The organism is Cytobacillus pseudoceanisediminis (assembly GCF_023516215.1).
Lineage (GTDB): Bacteria > Bacillota > Bacilli > Bacillales > Cytobacillaceae > Cytobacillus > Cytobacillus pseudoceanisediminis.
Genome location: NZ_CP097349.1, coordinates 2,844,666 through 2,864,647 on the forward strand (window position 1 = coordinate 2,844,666; position 19,982 = coordinate 2,864,647).

Consider the following 19,982-nt stretch of genomic DNA (forward strand, 5'->3'; position numbering starts at 1 on the left):
AGCATGAATAAAAAATTACAATTAGTATTGTCTTTTTGCATTTTACTAACGGGGGCCGCTTTATCCGTTAACGCCGAAACAGCACCAAAGGGACAATCACCGGGACAAGAGCAGAAACATGAACACCATCACCGAATGGTTGATGAATCCTTAATGAAGTCCCTTCTGAAACAAGGATTCACCAAAAAGGAAATCTTCATAGCTGCCCACATTGCAAAATTTTCAAATAAACAGGTTGGGGACGTTCTGGCATTTTATAAAAAAAGTAACTCTTCCTGGGAAAAAACAGCACAACAGTATGGAGTGGATTTAGAGAAAATAAAAAAGCATCAGCATCACATGGATAAGTTCCTTGAAACCAATAAACAAGTTGTTCTGCAAAAGGTCTCCGAGTATTCCGGAAAGTCTCCTCAAGTACTGCAGGGGTATCTTGACAAAGGAATCCCTCTTCGTTATCTTATTTCAGGTGCAGCCATGGCAAAGGCGGCAAATAAGGATCTTGGCGAAATAATTCAAATGAAGGAACAAGGAAAATCAATGCCTGAAATAAAAAAGGAACTGAACCTGGAAAAAGAACAAATCCATACAGAAATGAAAAAACTGGTTGATGAAATTCACCAGGAAGTGAGAAAGAAAAAATAAAATGTTAAAACCGCAAAGGGCACACCTCTGCGGTTTCGTTTTTTTAGAACAGAATTATAATGGAAGGCAGAGGTGAACAAAATGACAGAAGAAAACGCGCCGTACCCAGCCGATCTGGATGAAGAAACCTTATTCATGGTTTCCCAGACATTCAAAGCATTATCAGATCCAACCAGGCTTAGAATTCTTCATTTATTATTTCACGGAGAGTATTCGGTAAATGAGATTGCCGAAAATTTATCACTGCTTCAGTCTACGGTTTCTCACCAGCTGCGCTTTTTGAAAAACCTGCGGCTGGTAAAATTCCGCCGTGAAGGAACCACTCTTTTCTACAGCCATGATGATGAACACGTCATTAGTTTATTGAACCAGGCAATCGAACATAGCCAGCATTCATGAACTTTGGACCCTATTAATTACAGCTCTCATTATGGCCGGGGCAGCCTTTTCTTTCTCCTTCCACTTGAATTGTACTATGCTCAATGCCATATTCATCATGAAGTACCGATTGCGCCGCATGAAGTACTGCATCGTGACCGCCGTCATGTTCAATCACAAGATGGCAGCTAAGAGAAGGGAAACCAGAAGTAATCGTCCAGATATGAAGATCATGAACATCTTTTACATGTGCAAGACCAAGGAGTTTCCTTCTAATATCCTCAGGGTTCAGGTGAGAAGGTGTCCCTTCCATTAAAATATGAAAAGACTCTTTTACCACCCTCCATCCGCTTATAAGGATGAGAAGTGCTACCATTACACTGGCAATCGGGTCCGCAATACCCCAGCCGAAGAAATAAATTAGAAGCGCAGCTGTTATAGCTCCAACAGAACCAAGCAAGTCACCAAGAACATGCAGAAAAGCGCTCCGAACATTTAAGTTGTGGTCCTTATCCCCACTCATTAAAATAAATGCCGCTGCGATATTTACGAGCAGTCCGATTGATGAAATCACCAGCATCCCCATGCTTTGAACAGCCGGCGGCTCTAGAATGCGGTGGTAGGCTTCATAGAAAATATAGAGAGAAATCAGCAGCAGTGTAATTCCATTAATTGAAGCAGCAATAATTTCAAATCGTTTATAGCCAAATGTTTTTGAATTTGTCGCCTTTTTTCCCCTATTTTGATTGCCAGAAAACTTAAGCCAAGCGCAGCTGCGTCACTCAGCATGTGTCCGGCATCCGATAGCAGCGCAAGGCTGTTAGTCCATATTCCTCCAATTACTTCTACAATCATAAATGAAGCAATCAAAATAAATGCCCACATTAAAGCCTTTTTATTGCCTGTGTGATGGTGATCATGTGAATGCCCATGTCCATGACCATGACTGTGTCCCATTCGTTCCACCCCTTTATATGAATATATGCTCATATATATTATGTATGACATTGGCTTATTGTTCAATGATTTTTTGTTGTTTCCTTTTTATTTAGACTAAAAGAGTGGCGCAAACATTTTATAATATAGAAAAGCCATTTCTTCAAAGCAATTATAGGATTCACAAAAAGGCTGCCTGAGTATACAGGCAGCCCTCTTCCTTATGCAAGATAAACAAAATACCCCATAAATGCAATACATAGTCCATACATTATTGGATGAATTTCTTTTGGCCTTTTCAATGCCAGCATTGTGATTGGGTATAAGATGAAGCCGAGTGCAATCCCAGTTGCTACACTGAAAGTCAGCGGCATCATTAAGATGGTTACAAATGCCGGAATAGCTATTTCCAGTTTTCCCCAATCGATATGTTTCACTTCCATAGCCATCAGTGCTCCGACAATGATAAGTGCCGGAGACGTAACTTCGGCCGTAATGACACCGAGTAATGGAGAAAAGAATAATGCAATAGCGAAGCACGCAGAGATGATAACAGAAGTAAAGCCTGTCCTTCCTCCGGCCGCAATCCCTGAACTGGACTCAATCATGGAGGCAGTTGTAGAAGTTCCAAGCACAGAACCGACTACAGTAGCACTCGAATCTGCCAGAAGCGCTTTTCCCGCATTAGGGATTTCATTATTCTTCATCAATCCCGCCTGACTTGCAATGGCGATTAAGGCTCCAGCCGTATCAAAAAAGGCAACAAATAAGAAAGTGAATATGACTGCCAGCATTTCCGGGGTAAAGATTTGATCAATATTCTGAAAAACTTCACCAAATGTCGGTTCAAGGCTCGGAATGGCCCCCACAATTTTTTCCGGTTTATCAATAAGGCCAATTAACATTCCAGCAACAGCTGAAATGACCATACCATAAAAAATGGCACCTTTAACTCCCCTTACCATTAACACGATTGTTAGGATAAAACAGAAAACTGCCAGCAGCGTGACTGGGGATTTAAAATCGCCAATTGCAACAAATGTCGCCTCATTTCCTACAATCAAACCGGCATTTTTCAATCCGATAAAAGCAATAAAAAAGCCAATCCCGCCTGCTATTGCATGCTTTAAATCCTTGGGTATAACGTTAATAATTTTTTCCCGTATTTTTAATAAGCTTAAAATCACAAATAAAATCCCTGAAACAAATACACCAGTTAAAGCCGTTTGCCATGGAATGCCCATCCCGATGCAGACAGAAAAAGTGAAGAAAGAATTGAGTCCCATGCTTGGTGCAATCCCAATTGGATAATTGGACAGCAAGCCAATTAATAAAGAGCCAATAATTGCCGACAGCGCCGTAGCCGTAAAGACAGCTCCTTTATCCATTCCAGCCTGGCTAAGTATAATTGGATTTACAATTAATATATATGCCATTGATAAAAATGTCGTTAAACCTGCGATTGTTTCCTGTTTGTATGATGTTTCTCTTTCACGAAACCGGAAAAAAGATGACATGTCATTCCCTCCTTATTTAGTAACCAATAAAAAAAGCTCCGCAATATGCGAAGCTGCCATAAGAAACAGAAGAAAATAGCATGCCGATTCGAACAAGCTATATCCCCTGTAGTCAAGCTATTTACGGCAGCCCGGTAGAAACGCTCAGACCCTATCTCTGAACATATACAGGTAAAATCTATTGCCGCAGCACCTCAATGATCAATGTCCTGCCCAATAAAATTATATATTAATATAATGAAAACAATTCTAGCAAACTCAAATATGATGGTCAATTCTTTAATTTATTCTGAGTATTCCCCTTTATCTTAAAGTTGGTTACAGGGTTTATGTTAATTTTTTTGTAATGGGTAAACAATAAGGAAAACATAGGCGCCTTGGTTACCCCGACACCTCGAGGGGAGAGGCGGCGGGACTAGCAGTAATTGCAGTTCGAAAATTTTCTAAAAAACCAGCATGAGGAGGCAGGTCACAATGTTCATTGTATATGCAAGCTTGATTCTTATTGCAGCGTCCCTGATCTTTCTGGGCATCTATGCTTTTAAAGCATACAAGGATGCCAAACCGGCAATTAAGAAACTGACAGCTATAAGCACTGTTATGCAGCTAAAAGCAGATCAATTAAAAAATGGGATTGACGAACTGACAGCAACCCAGAAAGAAATTCAAAGAGATATCAATTATAAGAAACAGACCTTTAATAATACGATATCCGCTGTAAAAGAAACACCGAAGAAAATAAAGAAATGGTGGAACATCAAAATACCTTTTATCCACCAAATTAAATAAAACGAGGGCTGAGCCCTCGTTTTATTTTGTCCTATTTTATTGAAAGTGTACGATAGGCTTCTGCATCTGTTTGCACCTTGGAATTTTCTTTGTCATCTTTCTTTCCTCGGCCCGGCTTGAGTGTATTATTTCTGTGATAGAGGGCACTGATTTCCCCGCCAATAACAAGGGCAAGTCCGGTTAAAAAGAACCATAGCATCAATACAATGACTCCGCCAAGGCTTCCGTATGTGGCGGAATAATTCCCAAAATTGCTTACATAAAATGACAAGCCAAATGATATAAGCTGCCACATAACCGTTGCGGCTATGGCGCCTGGCAAGACCTGTTTGAAAGGAAAATGTTTATTTGGTGCCACCTTATAAAGAATAGCCAGAACTGTAACCATGATTACAAAAGCAATGGCCCATCTCAATACATTGATCAGTATCTGCATCCCATCAGGTATATTAATAAAATTCTCAACAAAGTTCATGATGACTTTCCCGAACACGGGAAGAACCATAGCAATGATGAATGCTGCGAGCAAACCAAGAGTCAAACCTATGGATATTAGTCTTGATTTTATAAATGACCTCGTTTCCTCCACATCAAAGGCGTCATTCATGGCTCTTATGAATGCCTGCATTCCATTAGAAGCGGACCATAAAGTACCTATGATACCGAACGTCAGCAGGCCGCCGTTCGGCTTCGTAATGATATCCACTACATTATCTTCAATAACATTAAATGAATCTGACGGCATTACACTCTGCAAGTATGATAATGCTTTTTGAGGATCCAGTGAAAGATATGGAACAATAGAGATAAGCAGAATTAACAAAGGAAAAATGGAGAGCATATAATAATATGCTTGTTCGGCTGCAAGCCCGGTTGCCCGATCTTTCTTAAATTCCTTTCCGAGCTTCTTGCCAAATTGAATAACCTTATGCATTTTACTACTCCTCCCTTAATCAGCTTATAGCTTGTATGTGTTTATTTCCCCTAAGACCTTTGAGCTAATCGTATTTTAATAAAATATTCATTCCATTTTGATAGATAAATAAAAAAGATACCTTTCCACGGAACGGAAATTATCCTAATAAGGGCTCACAACTTATCATTATGAACTCGATACCCCTCATTATAATATAAGAAATGTTATAATTAGATATAGTTTTTATCAAACTTATCGAATAATTAATTTGAGCTAAATTGGCACAAGCTATCATATTATGTTATTAGCTCATTAAAGATGCTCGTTCAGTTTGACAGATTATTCATCAATTTAAATGGGGGTCATTTATGAACGTTTCACTTGAGACTGCTGTTGGAGCAAATGTACATAAAGGGTTGACTAAAGGCAAGCTTGCAAAAAGAATTTTCTTCATCATACTTGGAGCCATACTTATGGGGGTCGGAATCGAAGAATTCCTAGTGCCCAATAAAATTCTGGATGGCGGAATAGTAGGAATCTCCATTATCCTCTCCCACATGTCCGGCTGGAAACTCGGCTGGTTTATTTTCATCTTAAATATCCCATTTTTTTACATAGGATACAAACAAATAGGGAAAACCTTTGCTTTGTCTACATTGCTGGGCATTGCGGTATTATCAGCCACTACCCTCCTCTTGCATGATGTTCCCGTATTTACAGAGGACTTGCTGTTAGCTACAGTATTTGGCGGTATTGTTCTTGGCTTCGGGGTCGGAATGGTGATCAGATATGGGGGATCTTTAGATGGAACAGAGATTCTGGCCATTCTGGTAAATAAAAAACTACCGTTCTCTGTCGGGGAAATTATTATGTTTTTCAATGTCTTCATTTTTGCTACTGCAGGCTTTGTTTTCGGCTGGGACCGTGCCATGTATTCAATCCTTGCCTATTTCATTGCTTTCAAGACTATTGATGTTGTCATCAGCGGGCTGGATGAATCCAAATCCGCCTGGATTATCAGCGAACAGCACAAGATAATCGGCGAAGCGATTCTTGCCCGGCTTGGACGAGGCGTTACCTACTTAAATGGGGAAGGTGCATACACTGGGGATGACAAAAAAGTAATTTTTTGTGTCATAACCAGACTTGAAGAAGCAAAGTTAAAATCAATTGTCGAAGAAATAGATCCGAGTGCTTTTTTAGCAGTAGCTGATATTGCTGAAGTCAGAGGCGGCAGATTTAAAAAGAAAGCCATTCACTAAGAATGGTTGTAATGGTCTTATGAAAACCTCTCTTAAGTAATATCCTTTGTTGCTAAACCGCCTGGATGCGGCAGTAAAATCAAATAACAAATAAATATGTTAGCAATACGATAAACATCAAAGAGGTTAAAATTAAAAGGGAACAGCACCCGCTGCCCCCTCCCTCTTAATTATAAAATATCCATCCAAATTTTGATTGATGTTGCCAGAATTAAAACAGACAATATGACTTGGAGGATTTTTGTATTCACTCTCTTTCCTGCAGCTGCTCCTAATGGTGAAGCAATTAAGCTGGCAATGATCATTATGGCAGCAGGAATATAGTCCACCTGTCCGGTTGCCAATTTGCCAGCTGTAGATCCAATCGATGAAATAAATGTAATGGCCAGTGATGTCGCAATCGTCATCCTTGTAGGGATCTTCAATACAACCAGCATAATAGGAACAAGTAAAAATGCACCTGCTGCACCTACGATTCCAGCTCCGATGCCGACGATCAAAGCAAAGAAGGCTGCAAGCCATTTATTGAACTTTACTTGATCCAAGGGTATATCATCCAAGCCCTTTTTCGGCACGAACATCATGACTGCCGCTATTAAAGCCAATACCCCATATACAAGATTGATGCCGCCTTCAGTCATAAACCTTGAACCGTAGCTTCCGATTAAACTTCCGATTAGTATTGCTGAACCCATATAAATAATAAGTGTTTTATTCAGGTATCCGCCTTTTCTGTAAGCCCAGACACCCCCGATTGTTGCAAAAAACACCTGTACTGCACTGATTCCGGTTACTTCGTGAGCAGAAAAAGCAGCTAATCCAAATAATGGCGGAATGTATAAGAGCATAGGATATTTAATGATTGAGCCTCCAATTCCTACCATGCCGGAAATGTAAGACCCGATAAAACCAATTAAAAATATAACGAATAAAAAGGTCAAATCCATGTGGCTATCTCCTCCTTTTAGCGATAAAAGGGAGCAGCCCCCCTTTACCTTTCAATAGATTAGCCTTTTTTATCCAGAACTTTAAAGTTCCGCTGTCATCCTCATGTTTTAATAGCTCATGTCCTGTTGACTCTGTCCAGGCAGCCAAGTCTTTAACTGCACCTTTGTCGGTTGTATGAACTTCAAGCACCTGGCCTGATTCGATTTCCCCTATTGCTTTCTTTGTTTTTACGATTGGCATTGGACAAGCTAAGCCTTTTGCATCCAGCACTTTTGCTGCGTTCATGTTTCCATTCCTCCATTGTTTAAAATTATCTAATTTAACGTTATATGAAATCAGATGATTATCTTACAGCACAGCGGTTAGGACCAATTTCCATCTCTCTCTGTTTTTCTTCATCCGGGTTGATTTTCCCCATATTTGTTTCACGGATTTCCTGATAAGCATTTGGCTGAGGAGGAAGGTTCTCAGAAACTAATTTTCTGAACTCTCCTTCGTCATCAATTTTTAATCCATGATTCTCAGCAAATAATGTGCCAAGTTTCTCAGAAACACTGCCATCTTCATTTAACTCATCAATGATCATGAAGTGTGCAGGCATAACAGCTAATTCACTTGATAGCTCCTTATATCGCTTATAAAGTGTTTCCCTTAAATCGCCAGCCCAGGCACCGGCTTTTCCTGCAAGGTCAGGTCGGCCAATTGAATCGATGAATAGAATATCTCCTGATAGAAGGTATTGATCATCTACCACAAATGATGTGGATCCAATTGTATGGCCTGGTGAATAAACAGCTTGAATGCTGATCTTAGTAGAACCAATCATTACTTCACTTTCATCTTCAAGGCTTTTGTAATCAAATGTTACTTCTTCAGCATCCTTGGGAGGAAGCCAGTATGAAGCACCTGTTTTTTCAGCAATTTTTCTTCCGCCTGAGATATGGTCAGCATGCAGATGTGTATCAAATACATGCTTGATCTCTGCATTCTTTTCAGCAGCAAAATCAGTAAATACGTCTGTCATTCTTGTTGCATCGACAATCGCTGCTTCCCCATTAGAAATAACCATATATGATAAACATCCTTTACCAATGCGGACAAATTGGTACATTTCGCCCCGTCCTTCAAGTCTCCTACCTTAACAGGCTCAAGGTGTTCGCTCCATGCTTTCATTCCGCCCTTCAGGTAAGAAGCCTCTCGTCCAGCTTCTTCAAGCATTTCTGCAATCATGACAGAAGATCCTTCTTTTGCACAAACGATTAAAAGTTCTTTATCAGCTGGAATTTTATCCAGAATTGACTCTACTCCATCAAGAAGATCGAAGTAGGGAACATTCAAGTATTCAAAGGTTTTTCCTTCAATCTTCCAATCATTAAAGTCACTTTCATTGCGCACATCCAGTATAAATAGCTCTTCATTTTCAATAACTTTTTTTGTTACTTCTTTAGCTGTCATTGCTTTCATAGTTTTATACCCCCTACTGTATACTTTCTTTTAAAATTTTTTAGTTCACTTTAGTTTCTGTCGGTCCATTCCAACCAGACATACCCGGCACTACATTAATTATGCGGGTGAAGCCTTTATCGCTTAATGCCTGTGAAGCCATACCACTTCGGCTGCCTGTACGGCATACTACATAAATCTTTTTATCTTTATTCAGCTCTCCCATTCGTTCTTCAAGTTCACCAAAAGGGATAGAAACAGCGTTTGGAATATGTTCAAATGCAAATTCAGCCGGTTCCCTTACATCAAGAACGTCAATCTCTGAATTTGATTCAAGTTCTTTTTGAAGATCTTCGTTAGAGGCAATAGTCTCAAAATTTGCTGCTTCTCGCTCTTCATTTTCACTTGCTTTGCGGATATAGTGCATAAGCACATCACCTTCTTCAATTGTTCCAAGATATTGATGTCCTGAACTTTTTGACCAGGCCTGAATGTCTGCCTTTGAACCTTTATCCGTTGCAAGCACCCCAAGTACTTCACCGGGATTTATATTATTTATTGCTTTTTTGTTCTTACAATTGGCATTGGACAAGCAAGGCCTTTTGCATCTACCGTAAAGTTTGCTTTTAATGTTTTCATTTAGAAATCCCCCTATTATAAAAATTTGGTTTAGATGAATAAGTTTACATTTCCATCTTCTGCATCAGCCAAGTAGGCTGCTACACCAGCATATTCAACGCCATCAATAATTTCATCTGGTTTAAAGCCCAGAAGATCAACTGTCATCTGACAGGCTACCAGCTTTATATCCTGCTCTTTTGCCATTTCAATCAAATCCTTTACTGGCATCGTGTTGTGCTTTTTCATAATATCTTTAATCATTTTAGGACCCATGCCAGCCATATTCATTTTTGAAAGACCCATTTTTTCAGGACCTCTAGGCATCATTTTTCCAAACATTTTTTCCATAAATGATTTTTTCACTTGAATAGACTCATCTTTCCTTAGAGCATTCAGTCCCCAAAAAGTGTGAAAGATTGTTACCTCATGGTCATAAGCAGCTGCTCCGTTGGCAATGATATAAGCTGCCATCACCTTGTCATAATCTCCGCTAAATAGAACAATTGTTGTTTTCTTCTTATCCATTCTTCTCCCCCTCTTACCCCAATGGGTATTTATATAATCAAAAAAATATAGTTTTTTATTGTGTAAAGAAAATCAGCAGCATCATAATCTCCTCTGCATTATTCATTCAATTACAGTTCATATAATATACCCTATATGGTATTATGTCAATAACTTGATCCAATCTTATTGTCAAAAAAAACACCCAAACGGGTGTTTTTAATCACTGTCTTAACAGCAATCACTTTCGTTGCCTAATAAGACTAGTCTTTCATTTTCCTGATCATGGTCCAGAATCATACTTTCTGTATGCTGCTTGATCTCCGGGTCAAATGCAACTTGAATTTCATTGATTGTCTCGATTATATCGTCTGCTTCCGGCTCATCCAGAGCCAGTCCAATTTGTGGGCCTCCTCAGCCAAAGCCTGCGAAATAAACTCTAATGCCACCCGTATCTTTCTCTTGAAACACTTGCTTCAATAGGTCACGAGCTGAATCTGTAATTTTCAAGATTACCATCCTTTCTTTAGTTTATAAATGGATTCAAGCTATATCAGTAACTGGTAAGTCATTAAATAACCTATTCCAATACCCCCGCCTGTACACGTTAATATTACTGCAATACTCCTTAGGAAGAAAGTATTTAGTTTATATCCTGTCCATTTTTTAATAAACCTCTTTTTATTGCTCAACCTGAAAAAGACGAACCACTTCAGATGTGGTTCGTCCTCCATTGTTATAAGTATTTTCTATGAATGCTCTTCCCGTCGTAAGTGAAAAGCATATTTTTTCCTTCAACCATGGTTTCCATATGAACTCCTCTTCCCCAAAGCTGGTATACGTATGGGAGTACTTTTTCAAGATATTTAAGATCAAGCTCCACTCCTTCAAACCAATGCTTGAGGTAAAGCTCTCCATTCTTCATATAATCGCCGTCATTAACCGTCAAATACGGGAATCCTCCATTTACACGCATGCTGACAAGCTGATCCCGAACATGCTCCCACTGTTTATCAACAATTTTATAATCCTTTCCCTGCTTTTGAAAAAGGTACATATCTTCTCTCATGACAAGGTCTTTTGTTAAATAATTTCTCAAAAAGAAATATCGGATTCGATTTCACGCACCTCAAACATTTTTTCCCTGCCTGAACCTGGAACTGCACCGCGCCTCTTCATTTCCTCCGTCGGGTTGTTATACCTCTCTTCAATATCTTCAAAAATTTTCAGGCCCAGATAATATGGATTGATTCCGGTTCTGGACGGCTGAACCACTCCGGCATTCAATTTGGCAAATTCAAGCGCTTCTGCAGATGTCAATTCCATTTCCCTTAAAATACGCTGATGCCAATAGGAAGCCCATCCCTCATTCATGATTTTTGTTTCGAGCTGCGGCCAAAAATAGAGCATTTCTTCCCGCATCATAGTTAAAATATCCCGCTGCCAGTCGGTTAGCTCCCTGCTGTAGCTTTCAATAAATAATAGTAAATCCTTTTCGGGTTTTGGAGGGAATTTCTTTTTCTTCTTCTTTGGCTCATGCTTTTTGTTCCTTTCATCCAAACCCCATAAATCATCATAAGGGCTAGGCGCTGCCGTATCACCGCTGCTTTCATATTCATCTTCCGTACTCCAGGCGAGCTTAGGTCTCATAAGAGACGGATCAATATGTTCTTCAATTGCCAGCACTGCATCCAGGAAAGTTTCCACTTCCTTCTTCCCAAACTCAATTTCATATTGCCTGATTCTTTCGGCGGTGGCAGCCATGCTCTCTACCATGTCCCTCTTTGTGTTTTGAAAACGGACATTATTTTTAAAGAAATCGCAGTGTGCTAAAACATGCGCCACAATTAATTTGTTTTGAATAAGGGCATTGGAATCGAGCAGAAACGCGTAGCAAGGATCCGAATTGATTACAAGCTCATAAATTTTTGATAATCCTAAATCATAATGCAGCTTCATTTTATGAAACTGTTTTCCAAAGCTCCAATGCGAAAACCTGGTCGGCATGCCATAAGCGCCGAATGTATAAATGATTTCTGCAGGACAAATTTCATACCTCATTGGGTAATAGTCCAGGCCAAACCCATTTGCAATTTCAGTAATTTCCTGAATGGCATATTCCAATGACTTATTTTCTTCTTCTCGCATTGCCACTCCCCTTTTAGTCCTTACCATAATCTATGAACCAACAAGAGGATTGATGAGTAGTCTCTTCATAAGCTTGTAACAAATTACATCAAAAAGCGGAGCATTTCGCCCCGCTTTTCATTTGGATTTACTCATCAAATTCGGCTTTTAATACTTTTCCTGTTTCAGCATCAATATCAACATCTGCTTCGCCTTTATTTGTTTGCAGTTCAACTTCATATAGGATTTGTCCATCGTCTTCATCTATTTCAATTTCTTTCATCGTTCCATTAACTTCTTTTTCAGCTATTTCAATAGCCTTTTGTTCGGAGATTACATTTTCCCGATTTACCTCTTTTTCAGACTGATCATCGTCATCATCGTCGTTTCGCTCTTTATTAATTGAAATGACTTCACCATCTAAGGCGTGAACTTTAATATCGAAATCTTCTTTCCCGTTCTCAATATCAATTTCATAATACTGTTTGCCATTTGCTCTTTCCAATTCAATGCTCTCTACTCTTCCCTCTGCTTCAGAAAGAGCAATCTTTTTCGCTTCTTCAACAGTAATCATATCCTGTGCAGCTTCTTTTTTACTCCCAGTGCTTCCTTTTCCATTCGTATCTGCTGCACCTGCTGCAACAGCACCTCCCAGCAATAAGGCTCCTGTCAAAGAAATAACTGCAAATTTTTTGTTCATTTTATTTTTCCTCCTTTTTCTTTTCTACATGTTCAATATAACCGGTGAAAATGAGAGAAAAAGGATAAGAAAATTAAAATTTGATGAGAAAGGGATTAATCATCCCAGGTAACCGACAACACTTCTCCTGTAATAGCATGGATCTCGACAGCTGCCTCCCTGCCATCATCCTTTTCTATCTCAACAAGATAAGAAGGTCCCTTGTCTGTTTCTCCAAAGCTGATATCATCCACTTCCCCAGGTTCATTTTTTAGAGCAATTTGGACAGCTTCCTCTTCGGTTAGATTTTTTACAGGGACCTTTGTTTCCTCAGCAGCACGGGATAAAACTTCTCCATTCAGAGCATCAACAGTAATCTTAATCTTCTCTTCATCTTTCTGAACGATTGCCTCGAAGGCTGATTTTTCTTTATGAGTCACTTTTTTAATGGAGAGTAATTCACCAGATTCTTCTGCCTGAATAATTTCCTTTATTTTTTCTTCATTAAGCTGCTTCTGTTCACCATTAGAAATTTGATCTTTTTTTCAAAAGAAAGAATTTCTCCTCCGTTTTCACTCAGCTTTATTTGATAGAACCCTTTGCCTCTTTTCATTTCAATCAAATAAGTGCTGTTCACTTTTTCAAATTCAGAATTTCACCCTGATACCGGTCTTTTATTATCTCCATGGCTTCACTTTCAGTAATTGATTCTGAAGCCGAGACATTTGTGAATTGTATTACAGCAAATACAAGGAGCGCAGCCAGCAAAAGCCCCGAAGCTGAAATTATTATAAGTTTATGCTTCATTTCCTTACACCTCTCCACTTGGCTTATTTCTCTATTATCTGATAATAACATGAGAAAATGATGAGAATGGTTAAGTTATTTTAATTCTTATGGATGCTGCAGTTCCCAATCCTTCAGTACTTTCGAGCCTGATCTCAACCCCAAGAGCATCGGCGATTTCTTTGGCAAGGGACAGTCCCAGTCCCGATCCTCCTGTTTTTCTGTTTCTTGCCTCATCTACCCGGTAAAAACGGTCAAACACTCTTGGCAGATCCTTCTGGGGAATACCCATGCCGCGATCTTCAATCCGGATATAAACCTTACTTTTCTCTGTCCCGATAGTAACCCTTATGATATCATCACTGTATTTCCTGGCATTATCCAGAAAAATAAACAGAAGCTGCTTTAATTTATTTTCATCCGTTTGAATAAAGGTATTTCCAGCCAAACTGGATTCCAACTGTATAGTCCTTTTAAAAGCATCTCCATAAGTCCGGATGACCTGGGTTAAAAAACGGTTAAGATCTATCATCTTCAAATCGAGCATCCACTGATCATCATGCCGTGCAAGCAAAAGAAGCTGTTCTGTCATTTCCTTCATTCTTAATGCCTCTGAATGAATGGCTTCTATTGATTCATTAAATAATTCAGGTTCTTTCAATCCCCTTCTCTTAAGCAGGCTTGAATAACTCTCAATAACAGTTAATGGGGTTTTTAATTCATGGGAAGCATTTGATATAAAAAGTTTTTGCTTTTCATAATTGGATTCAAGAAGATCTATCATATGGTTGAAGGTTTCACCCATTTGATGCAGCTCATCCTGGGATTTCCCCTCCAGTTCAAGACGCTTGAATTGGCCGCTTTTTCTAATTTCTTTCATGGTGGCTGTCATTGTCGCAACTGGCCTTGTAATAAACTTACTGAGGATAGCGCTGGAAATTAGAACTGGAATCATTGCCAGGACTGTGACAATCCCCAGAACGAAGCGTAGAGTCCTTAATATATTTTCTGCACTTTCCATGCTTCTGGCCAGCTGAAAGCTCCCTATTTCACCATCTGGAAGGATCACAGGTGCAGACGCAAACATATAGACCTTCTTATCAATCTCCATTGTTTTTATCAATTCACTGCTGATATACTCTGCAGGTATTTTACTGAGCGCCTTTTCATCGGAGGATGCGGAGGTTACTGCCTTTTTATCTGGCTGAACCAGTCTCACCATTCCGCTTGACGGAACAAAAGCTCTAAGCAAATCATCTTCTGGAACCTTCCCGATTGATCTTTGCGCAATCTTTGTAATATTAGCCATTTCATTTGAAATGGATGCCTGCTCATTTTCATATATTAATTTGCTGAAAACAGCATACACAGCGATATTCATGATAAGCAGAAGTACTGCAAAGAGAACAGTTGTATACAAATATATTTTCTTCCGAAGATTCATTTCGTCTCCTTTAATACATACCCTACTCCGCGAATTGTGTGAATAAGAGCTGGCCTCTCAGGCATGTCTATTTTCTTGCGCAAATACCTGATATAAACATCAACTACATTTGTGTCCCCCAAAAAGTCATATCCCCAAACGGCCTCCAAAATCTGTTCCCTGTTCAGGACCTGTCTTTTATTTGTCATTAAATAAACAAGCAAATCAAATTCTCTTGGGGTGAGTTCTATGGCCTTATCTCCCCGGCTGACTTCTCTTGTTTTTTCATTGAGCTTTAAATCTGACACTTCCAGACAGTCATGAACTGCAGGTTCCTCTGTACCTGCTGACTTTATTCTTAGTGCAGCCCGTATCCTGGCAAGCAGCTCTTCAATCTGGAAAGGTTTTGTTATGTAATCATTGGCACCCAAGTCTAAACCCGATACTTTATCTTCCACTGAGCTTTTAGCCGTCAGGAGCAAAATGGGGGTTTGTTTATCCTTGCTGCGAATTCTTCGCAGAATTTCTATCCCGCTAAACCCAGGAAGCATAATATCCAGAATAATTAAGTCCCATCTTCCAGTCCGGTATAACTCCATTGCCTGATAGCCATCCATTGCCTTTGTCACTTGATAGCCCTCGAATTCAAGTTCAATTTCCAGAAGCCTCGCAATTTTAGCTTCATCTTCCGCAACAAGAATTGATTCCTTCAAAAAACTCACTCCCTATATTTGACGGTTTTATTCATAACCCAAGAGTATCAGAAAAATATTTTTTTATCATTATTTTAAATAAGGAGTTTGTTTGCCAAATACAATGAAAAAAGCTCCCGAAGGAGCTTACTGCGTTTTTCTCTCTACAGATAGGCTTACCGCTTTGTTATCCTTAAGGTTATGTGTGACCCTAACCAGCACGGTTACAGGCTTCCCATCTTCCTTTACAGTAAAAGTGAAGGTGTCTGTTACATCTGTTTCAGTAACTTTTTGCCTTCCTCCATACTGATAATCCACCACTTCTTCTCCAGGATAGTCTTCTTTCACAACTGCGATGGCAATTCTCCCATACTTTTCATAATCCGGTTTTTGGACAGCTCCTGCCAGTGAGCCTCCCCCGGCTAATAAACAAACCAGCATAAACATCGATAAATACTTTTTCATATATCCTCCAAAGCATGTGTCGTTAATTATATTTTTGTCCCAGTCATCAATTTTATGTATGGTATTTGTCTTATAAATGGATGTGGCCAATATACAGGTAAATGATGAAAACCCTTGTAAATCAACAAGTCCAAGATTTACTTCGAAATAAAATTCTGCATCATCATAAACTATAATCAACTCCTGAAAGAGGAGGAGAGGACAAATGAATAAAGTGGATTATGACCGAGCGCTATATTATACGCACCGGTCAGAATGGGATAACCTGCTGATCCTGATGGTCAGAACAGATGATCAATTTCTTTCGAAGAAGATCGAACATTTTCTTCATGCCTACAACTTCGAAAAAGACTATTCTGTCATTGAGAAACATTTATATTCACTGCTGAGATATATTGACCATGCCAATGAATTATCGGAAAAACAGCTGCCAAACACTGTATTTTATGAACTAACTTAAAAAAGAATTCCACCAATAATAAAACACGGATTTTTTGGTCCGTGTTTTTTTTAATTAATTATTTTAATTCCTGCTTAATCTGGCCATATGCCTTCATATATACCTGAAGTTCTTTCATTAACCCCTCAACAAGTTGGGCAGGTTCCTCATAAAGGCCATCATTTTCATAATCAAAACAATGCGGATCCAGGACCAGCTGCTTAGGAATGACATTGGCATATACGCCTCTGCCGGCAATTCTTAAATTATTCAGGGCATTGATGCCGCCTTTTCCGCCTCCTGCCACAACAAGCAAGCCGACTGGCTTATGGGCAAATTGCTCACTTCCGAGAAAATCCAGCGCATTCTTTAGAGCTCCGCTCATGGCACTGTGGTACTCAGGGGAAGCTAGAACGACCCCATCAGAGTCTGCAATCTGCTGGCGCAGCTTTCTAACGGCAGGCAGCTGATATTGATCTTCTGTACCATTATATAAAGGAATTTCTCCAAGACTTAAATCGATCAGTTCAGCGTTATATTTCCTTGCAATATAACGAGACGCTATTCCCGTTCTTCCTTTCAATCGCGGGCTTCCATTAATAATTGTAAGCTTCATCATAAACTCTCCTTTTAGTTCCTATACTACTTAGTATATAGAAGTTTGCATTTTTAAACATCGTCAGTATGGCTGAGTTTTACAAAGCTTATCTTAGGACTAATTCAGTGAATACCTCCTGCAACTTTAGGATGATTTTTCTTAATTTGACTCTGCAATACCATGACGAACTGCATAAAGTGCTGCCTGTGTTCTGTCCGCAAGTTCCAATTTGGACAATAAGTTGGAAACATGGGTCTTGACTGTCTTTTCTGTTATATAAAGGGATGAAGCAATTTCTTTATTGCTCTTCCCTTTTGCAATCTCCCGCAGAACCTCCAGTTCTCTTTTTGTCAGTTCTTCCAGCGGCTGTCTTTCTGTACTGTTTTTATTCGTTAAATGTGTGAGCAGATGGGAGGTGGCTTTTGGATGCAGCTGGTTCTCCCCTTTCATCAGCTGGATAATTGCCTGGACAAGAATATCCGGCTCAATATCCTTCAGCTGATATCCTGAGGCCCCTGCCTCAATTGCCGGAATCACATGATCCTGATCTGAAAAGCTTGTAAGTATCATGATTTTCACTTCAGGGCAGCTCGCTTTAATTTGCCTGGTGGCTTCAATACCATTCATTACAGGCATATCCAAGTCCATTAATACAACATCAGGCTGATTCGTTTGCATCATCTCTACAGCTTCACGGCCGTTCTTTGCTTCTCCGATGATTTCTATTTCCGGCTGTGTTTTCAGAAAAAATACAAGACCCCTTCTTACAACATGATGATCGTCCGCTATTAAAACCTTGATCGCCATCTATTTCCCTCCCTTTTCCAAAGGAATGATAATTTCAATATTCGTTCCTTTGTTTGGCTCTGTTTTTAATTTAAATAAACCATTCAGTGCTTCCGTCCTTTTCTTCATGCTTTTGAGGCCGAGGGAAGGGATATCGTTTTCTCTATAATGAAACCCTCTGCCGCAATCGGAAATCACCATTGAAACTGTTTTTCCATCCACTGTCAGTGCTAAGTCTGCCGTTGATCCACCAGAGTGTTTTTTGCAATTTGCCAATGCTTCCTGGCCAATTCTCCAAAGTGTCTCTTCAACTTTTCCAGGCAGACAGATCACACCTTTTACTTTTGAATTCAGCTTCAGGCCAAGCATTTGGCTGTATGACTGCATAGCACATACAATCCCATTTTCCAGCCCTCGGGGTTTCAGCTGCCAGATCAGTGCCCTCATCTCGCTTAAAGCTTCCTGTGCGAGATCCTGCATGTAGGAAAAGGTCTCTTTAATTTCAGGGTTATCAGTCATTTCAGCCCCTCCTCTCGCCGTTAAGCTTAAGGAGAACAATAGCTGGTTGACTGAATCATGCAGGTCCCTTGCCAGCCTGTTTCTTTCCGCAGCAAGAGCCGTCTCCTGTTCCAGCTGTGTCAGCTTGATTCGTTTTATAGCCGTTCCGACCTGAAAAGCCACAGATTCAAGCAAAGCCAATTCTTCTTGTGAAAAATGAGTTTTATCAGGTGAGCCGATATTAAGGATCCCAAATTTTTCTTTCCCTGCTCTCAGCGGGACGGAGGCATGATGGGTAAGCCCATTGGTATCCATTCTTTGCTCAGCAATGGCATCTTCTATTCTTTTGCATTCAATAATGTTCGAAGCTTTGTTTAATCTGCCGTCATTATAGCGGTCAATACACCAGCAGTCTCCATTGCACATTGGTTTGCAGTTATCCGCGGCAAGGGCAGGGGGCAGTTTTTCTTCTGCTGCCAGGCGGAACGCCCCTTGGCTATCAATTAAAAATACCCATCCCGTTTCAAGGCCGGTAATATGAAGCAATTTTTGCAGAACCTCTTTAAGAAGGGAATCAATTTCCGTTCCTTCATTCAATATTTCTGCTATTTCTTTTAATATTTTGATTTCAGATTGCCTTTTTTCCCCTAACACCCTTATCCCCCTTGGAACTGTCATATTATGTACTTTCATTATATAACTTTTTTCCCTTTCTTCCTTGGCATTTGGGAGGAAGCGGACTCCGACCAAAGTTGTATACAGAAAAAACACCGAAGAGCAGGCCTCTTCGGTGAAATCGATTATGCAATTGGATAGTTTTGAACAAATGGATGAAGAACGATTTCGTCTATCAACATGTGCTTCGGCGCAGATGCCATGTAAACAACAGCATTGGCGATATCTTCAACCTTCAGCCAATCTCTTTTCTCTTCAAGCCCCTGCTTAGACTCTGCAAAAAACGTATCTACCATGCCGGGATTAATGGTTCCGACGCGGATGCCGTATTCTCTGACTTCCTGAGCTAAAGACCCTGAAAAGCCCTGCACTGCATATTTCGTAGCTGTATAAGCTGATCCATTGGGGATGGTGTATCTGGCTACGTCAGAAGAAATCGTAATGATTGTACCGGATTTGCGCTCTTTCATGTGCGGCAGTACTGCCTTGCATCCGAGGAAAACTCCCTGCACATTTACTTCAAAGACCTTTTTCCACTCGTCCAGTTTTGTTTCATCAACCTGCTTAAAAAATCCCACCCCTGCATTATTCACCAGAAGATCAAGCTGTTTGTACTTCTGAAGAGTTTTTTCAACCGCATCTTTTACTTCGGCTTCATCCGAAATATCCGCCTGAATGGGCAGTACATCTGCAAATCCCATTTTTTTGAGATCTTCAGCAGATTGATGAATTTCCTCTGACCTTCCAATCAGGGTAAGCTTCATGCCCTGCTGGGCCAGTTTAACAGCAATTTCCTTGCCGATCCCTCTTGATGCACCTGTTACAATTGCCGCTTGTCCCTTTAACATCGAATCTTCC

Annotated in this window: 19 protein-coding genes, 5 pseudogenes and 1 riboswitch; of the genes and pseudogenes, 5 read left to right on the forward strand and 19 right to left on the reverse strand. The window is 39.9% G+C overall.

Annotated elements, in window-relative coordinates; translation table 11 throughout:
* Window positions 1-3 precede the first annotated feature (3 nt).
* Window positions 4-642: a hypothetical protein gene (locus M5V91_RS15255; RefSeq protein WP_019381390.1), complete on the forward strand. Its 639-nt coding sequence runs from the start codon at window positions 4-6 to the stop codon at window positions 640-642.
* Between the two features lie 81 nt (window positions 643-723).
* Window positions 724-1,041 carry an ArsR/SmtB family transcription factor gene (locus M5V91_RS15260; protein WP_009331490.1) on the forward strand — a complete coding sequence of 106 codons (318 nt, stop codon included), beginning with the start codon at window positions 724-726 and terminating at the stop codon, window positions 1,039-1,041.
* A gap of 13 nt (window positions 1,042-1,054) precedes the next feature.
* Here M5V91_RS15260 and M5V91_RS15265 read toward each other — a convergent pair.
* Together M5V91_RS15265 and M5V91_RS15270 are read right to left on the reverse strand one after the other, a co-directional pair.
* Window positions 1,055-1,977: pseudogene (locus M5V91_RS15265) on the reverse strand (cation diffusion facilitator family transporter).
* A gap of 200 nt (window positions 1,978-2,177) precedes the next feature.
* Window positions 2,178-3,473, reverse strand: a complete 1,296-nt coding sequence (locus M5V91_RS15270) for an NCS2 family permease (protein ID WP_009331492.1) — start codon at window positions 3,471-3,473, stop codon at window positions 2,178-2,180.
* Window positions 3,474-3,562: 89 nt separating this feature from the next.
* A riboswitch (purine riboswitch) is annotated at window positions 3,563-3,664 on the reverse strand.
* 283 nt (window positions 3,665-3,947) lie between these two features.
* Here M5V91_RS15270 and M5V91_RS15275 point away from each other — a divergent pair.
* Window positions 3,948-4,262 carry a DUF948 domain-containing protein gene (locus tag M5V91_RS15275; protein WP_251174446.1) on the forward strand — a complete coding sequence of 105 codons (315 nt, stop codon included), beginning with the start codon at window positions 3,948-3,950 and terminating at the stop codon, window positions 4,260-4,262.
* A gap of 31 nt (window positions 4,263-4,293) precedes the next feature.
* Here the strand turns inward: M5V91_RS15275 and M5V91_RS15280 are convergent, their stop codons facing one another.
* The gene (locus M5V91_RS15280) at window positions 4,294-5,196 is read right to left on the reverse strand and encodes a YihY/virulence factor BrkB family protein (protein WP_019381388.1); all 903 of its coding nucleotides are present in this window, start codon (window positions 5,194-5,196) and stop codon (window positions 4,294-4,296) included.
* 350 nt (window positions 5,197-5,546) lie between these two features.
* Here M5V91_RS15280 and M5V91_RS15285 point away from each other — a divergent pair, with 350 nt between their 5' ends.
* Entirely contained in the window at window positions 5,547-6,440 is an 894-nt protein-coding gene (locus M5V91_RS15285; protein ID WP_009331495.1) for a YitT family protein, read from the forward strand.
* A gap of 170 nt (window positions 6,441-6,610) precedes the next feature.
* On the opposite strand, the gene M5V91_RS15290 is transcribed toward M5V91_RS15285, so the two are convergent.
* From M5V91_RS15290 to M5V91_RS15345, 12 genes and pseudogenes are all read right to left on the reverse strand, one after another.
* Window positions 6,611-7,387 (reverse strand): sulfite exporter TauE/SafE family protein, encoded by a 777-nt coding sequence (locus M5V91_RS15290; RefSeq protein WP_019381387.1) that lies wholly within the window; start codon window positions 7,385-7,387, stop codon window positions 6,611-6,613.
* Window positions 7,388-7,448: 61 nt separating this feature from the next.
* Window positions 7,449-7,673 (reverse strand): annotated as a pseudogene (locus tag M5V91_RS15295) (sulfurtransferase TusA family protein); the annotation flags it as partial.
* A 58-nt stretch (window positions 7,674-7,731) separates the two neighbouring features.
* Window positions 7,732-8,852: pseudogene (locus tag M5V91_RS15300) on the reverse strand (MBL fold metallo-hydrolase).
* Window positions 8,853-8,892: 40 nt separating this feature from the next.
* Window positions 8,893-9,470: pseudogene (locus M5V91_RS15305) on the reverse strand (sulfurtransferase TusA family protein).
* Window positions 9,471-9,500: 30 nt separating this feature from the next.
* Window positions 9,501-9,977, reverse strand: a complete 477-nt coding sequence (locus tag M5V91_RS15310; RefSeq protein WP_009331500.1) for a DsrE/DsrF/DrsH-like family protein — start codon at window positions 9,975-9,977, stop codon at window positions 9,501-9,503.
* Window positions 9,978-10,692: 715 nt separating this feature from the next.
* Window positions 10,693-12,104, reverse strand: a pseudogene (locus M5V91_RS15315) (SpoVR family protein).
* Window positions 12,105-12,231: 127 nt separating this feature from the next.
* Complete coding sequence (locus M5V91_RS15320; RefSeq protein WP_009331502.1) at window positions 12,232-12,783, reverse strand: PepSY domain-containing protein; 552 nt, start codon at window positions 12,781-12,783, stop codon at window positions 12,232-12,234.
* A 95-nt stretch (window positions 12,784-12,878) separates the two neighbouring features.
* Window positions 12,879-13,202, reverse strand: a complete 324-nt coding sequence (locus tag M5V91_RS15325) for a PepSY domain-containing protein (protein ID WP_284521332.1) — start codon at window positions 13,200-13,202, stop codon at window positions 12,879-12,881.
* A 193-nt stretch (window positions 13,203-13,395) separates the two neighbouring features.
* Complete coding sequence (locus M5V91_RS15330) at window positions 13,396-13,569, reverse strand: hypothetical protein (RefSeq protein ID WP_284521333.1); 174 nt, start codon at window positions 13,567-13,569, stop codon at window positions 13,396-13,398.
* Between the two features lie 70 nt (window positions 13,570-13,639).
* Window positions 13,640-14,992 (reverse strand): HAMP domain-containing sensor histidine kinase, encoded by a 1,353-nt coding sequence (locus tag M5V91_RS15335; RefSeq protein WP_251174448.1) that lies wholly within the window; start codon window positions 14,990-14,992, stop codon window positions 13,640-13,642.
* Complete coding sequence (locus tag M5V91_RS15340) at window positions 14,989-15,684, reverse strand: response regulator transcription factor (RefSeq protein WP_009331505.1); 696 nt, start codon at window positions 15,682-15,684, stop codon at window positions 14,989-14,991. The genes M5V91_RS15335 and M5V91_RS15340 overlap by 4 nt, the downstream gene beginning before the upstream one ends.
* 126 nt (window positions 15,685-15,810) lie before the next feature.
* The gene (locus M5V91_RS15345; RefSeq protein ID WP_009331506.1) at window positions 15,811-16,128 is read right to left on the reverse strand and encodes a DUF3889 domain-containing protein; all 318 of its coding nucleotides are present in this window, start codon (window positions 16,126-16,128) and stop codon (window positions 15,811-15,813) included.
* Between the two features lie 205 nt (window positions 16,129-16,333).
* Between M5V91_RS15345 and M5V91_RS15350 the strand changes: the two genes are divergently transcribed.
* Complete coding sequence (locus M5V91_RS15350; protein WP_009331507.1) at window positions 16,334-16,588, forward strand: YhdB family protein; 255 nt, start codon at window positions 16,334-16,336, stop codon at window positions 16,586-16,588.
* 58 nt (window positions 16,589-16,646) lie between these two features.
* Here the strand turns inward: M5V91_RS15350 and M5V91_RS15355 are convergent, their stop codons facing one another.
* The 4 genes from M5V91_RS15355 to M5V91_RS15370 form a co-directional block, all read right to left on the reverse strand.
* The gene (locus M5V91_RS15355) at window positions 16,647-17,183 is read right to left on the reverse strand and encodes an NADPH-dependent FMN reductase (RefSeq protein WP_019381385.1); all 537 of its coding nucleotides are present in this window, start codon (window positions 17,181-17,183) and stop codon (window positions 16,647-16,649) included.
* Window positions 17,184-17,324: 141 nt separating this feature from the next.
* Window positions 17,325-17,972, reverse strand: coding sequence for a response regulator (locus M5V91_RS15360; protein ID WP_019381384.1), 648 nt, complete (start codon window positions 17,970-17,972; stop codon window positions 17,325-17,327).
* Entirely contained in the window at window positions 17,973-19,103 is a 1,131-nt protein-coding gene (locus M5V91_RS15365; protein WP_251174449.1) for a GAF domain-containing sensor histidine kinase, read from the reverse strand.
* A 146-nt stretch (window positions 19,104-19,249) separates the two neighbouring features.
* On the reverse strand, window positions 19,250-19,972 hold the full coding sequence (locus M5V91_RS15370) for an SDR family oxidoreductase (protein ID WP_251174450.1): 723 nt from the start codon (window positions 19,970-19,972) through the stop codon (window positions 19,250-19,252).
* Between the last annotated feature and the right edge of the window lie 10 nt (window positions 19,973-19,982).

Bases quoted from the DNA above. Each gene is read 5' to 3' on its own strand.
- M5V91_RS15255 (WP_019381390.1), top strand. From the start codon at position 4: ATGAATAAAAAATTACAATTAGTATTGTCTTTTTGCATTTTACTAACG.
- M5V91_RS15260 (WP_009331490.1), top strand. From the start codon at position 724: ATGACAGAAGAAAACGCGCCGTACCCAGCCGATCTGGATGAAGAAACC.
- M5V91_RS15270 (WP_009331492.1), bottom strand. From the start codon at position 3,473: ATGTCATCTTTTTTCCGGTTTCGTGAAAGAGAAACATCATACAAACAG.
- M5V91_RS15275 (WP_251174446.1), top strand. From the start codon at position 3,948: ATGTTCATTGTATATGCAAGCTTGATTCTTATTGCAGCGTCCCTGATC.
- M5V91_RS15280 (WP_019381388.1), bottom strand. From the start codon at position 5,196: ATGCATAAGGTTATTCAATTTGGCAAGAAGCTCGGAAAGGAATTTAAG.
- M5V91_RS15285 (WP_009331495.1), top strand. From the start codon at position 5,547: ATGAACGTTTCACTTGAGACTGCTGTTGGAGCAAATGTACATAAAGGG.
- M5V91_RS15290 (WP_019381387.1), bottom strand. From the start codon at position 7,387: ATGGATTTGACCTTTTTATTCGTTATATTTTTAATTGGTTTTATCGGG.
- M5V91_RS15310 (WP_009331500.1), bottom strand. From the start codon at position 9,977: ATGGATAAGAAGAAAACAACAATTGTTCTATTTAGCGGAGATTATGAC.
- M5V91_RS15320 (WP_009331502.1), bottom strand. From the start codon at position 12,783: ATGAACAAAAAATTTGCAGTTATTTCTTTGACAGGAGCCTTATTGCTG.
- M5V91_RS15330 (WP_284521333.1), bottom strand. From the start codon at position 13,569: ATGAAGCATAAACTTATAATAATTTCAGCTTCGGGGCTTTTGCTGGCT.
- M5V91_RS15335 (WP_251174448.1), bottom strand. From the start codon at position 14,992: ATGAATCTTCGGAAGAAAATATATTTGTATACAACTGTTCTCTTTGCA.
- M5V91_RS15345 (WP_009331506.1), bottom strand. From the start codon at position 16,128: ATGAAAAAGTATTTATCGATGTTTATGCTGGTTTGTTTATTAGCCGGG.
- M5V91_RS15350 (WP_009331507.1), top strand. From the start codon at position 16,334: ATGAATAAAGTGGATTATGACCGAGCGCTATATTATACGCACCGGTCA.
- M5V91_RS15355 (WP_019381385.1), bottom strand. From the start codon at position 17,183: ATGAAGCTTACAATTATTAATGGAAGCCCGCGATTGAAAGGAAGAACG.
- M5V91_RS15360 (WP_019381384.1), bottom strand. From the start codon at position 17,972: ATGGCGATCAAGGTTTTAATAGCGGACGATCATCATGTTGTAAGAAGG.
- M5V91_RS15370 (WP_251174450.1), bottom strand. From the start codon at position 19,972: ATGTTAAAGGGACAAGCGGCAATTGTAACAGGTGCATCAAGAGGGATC.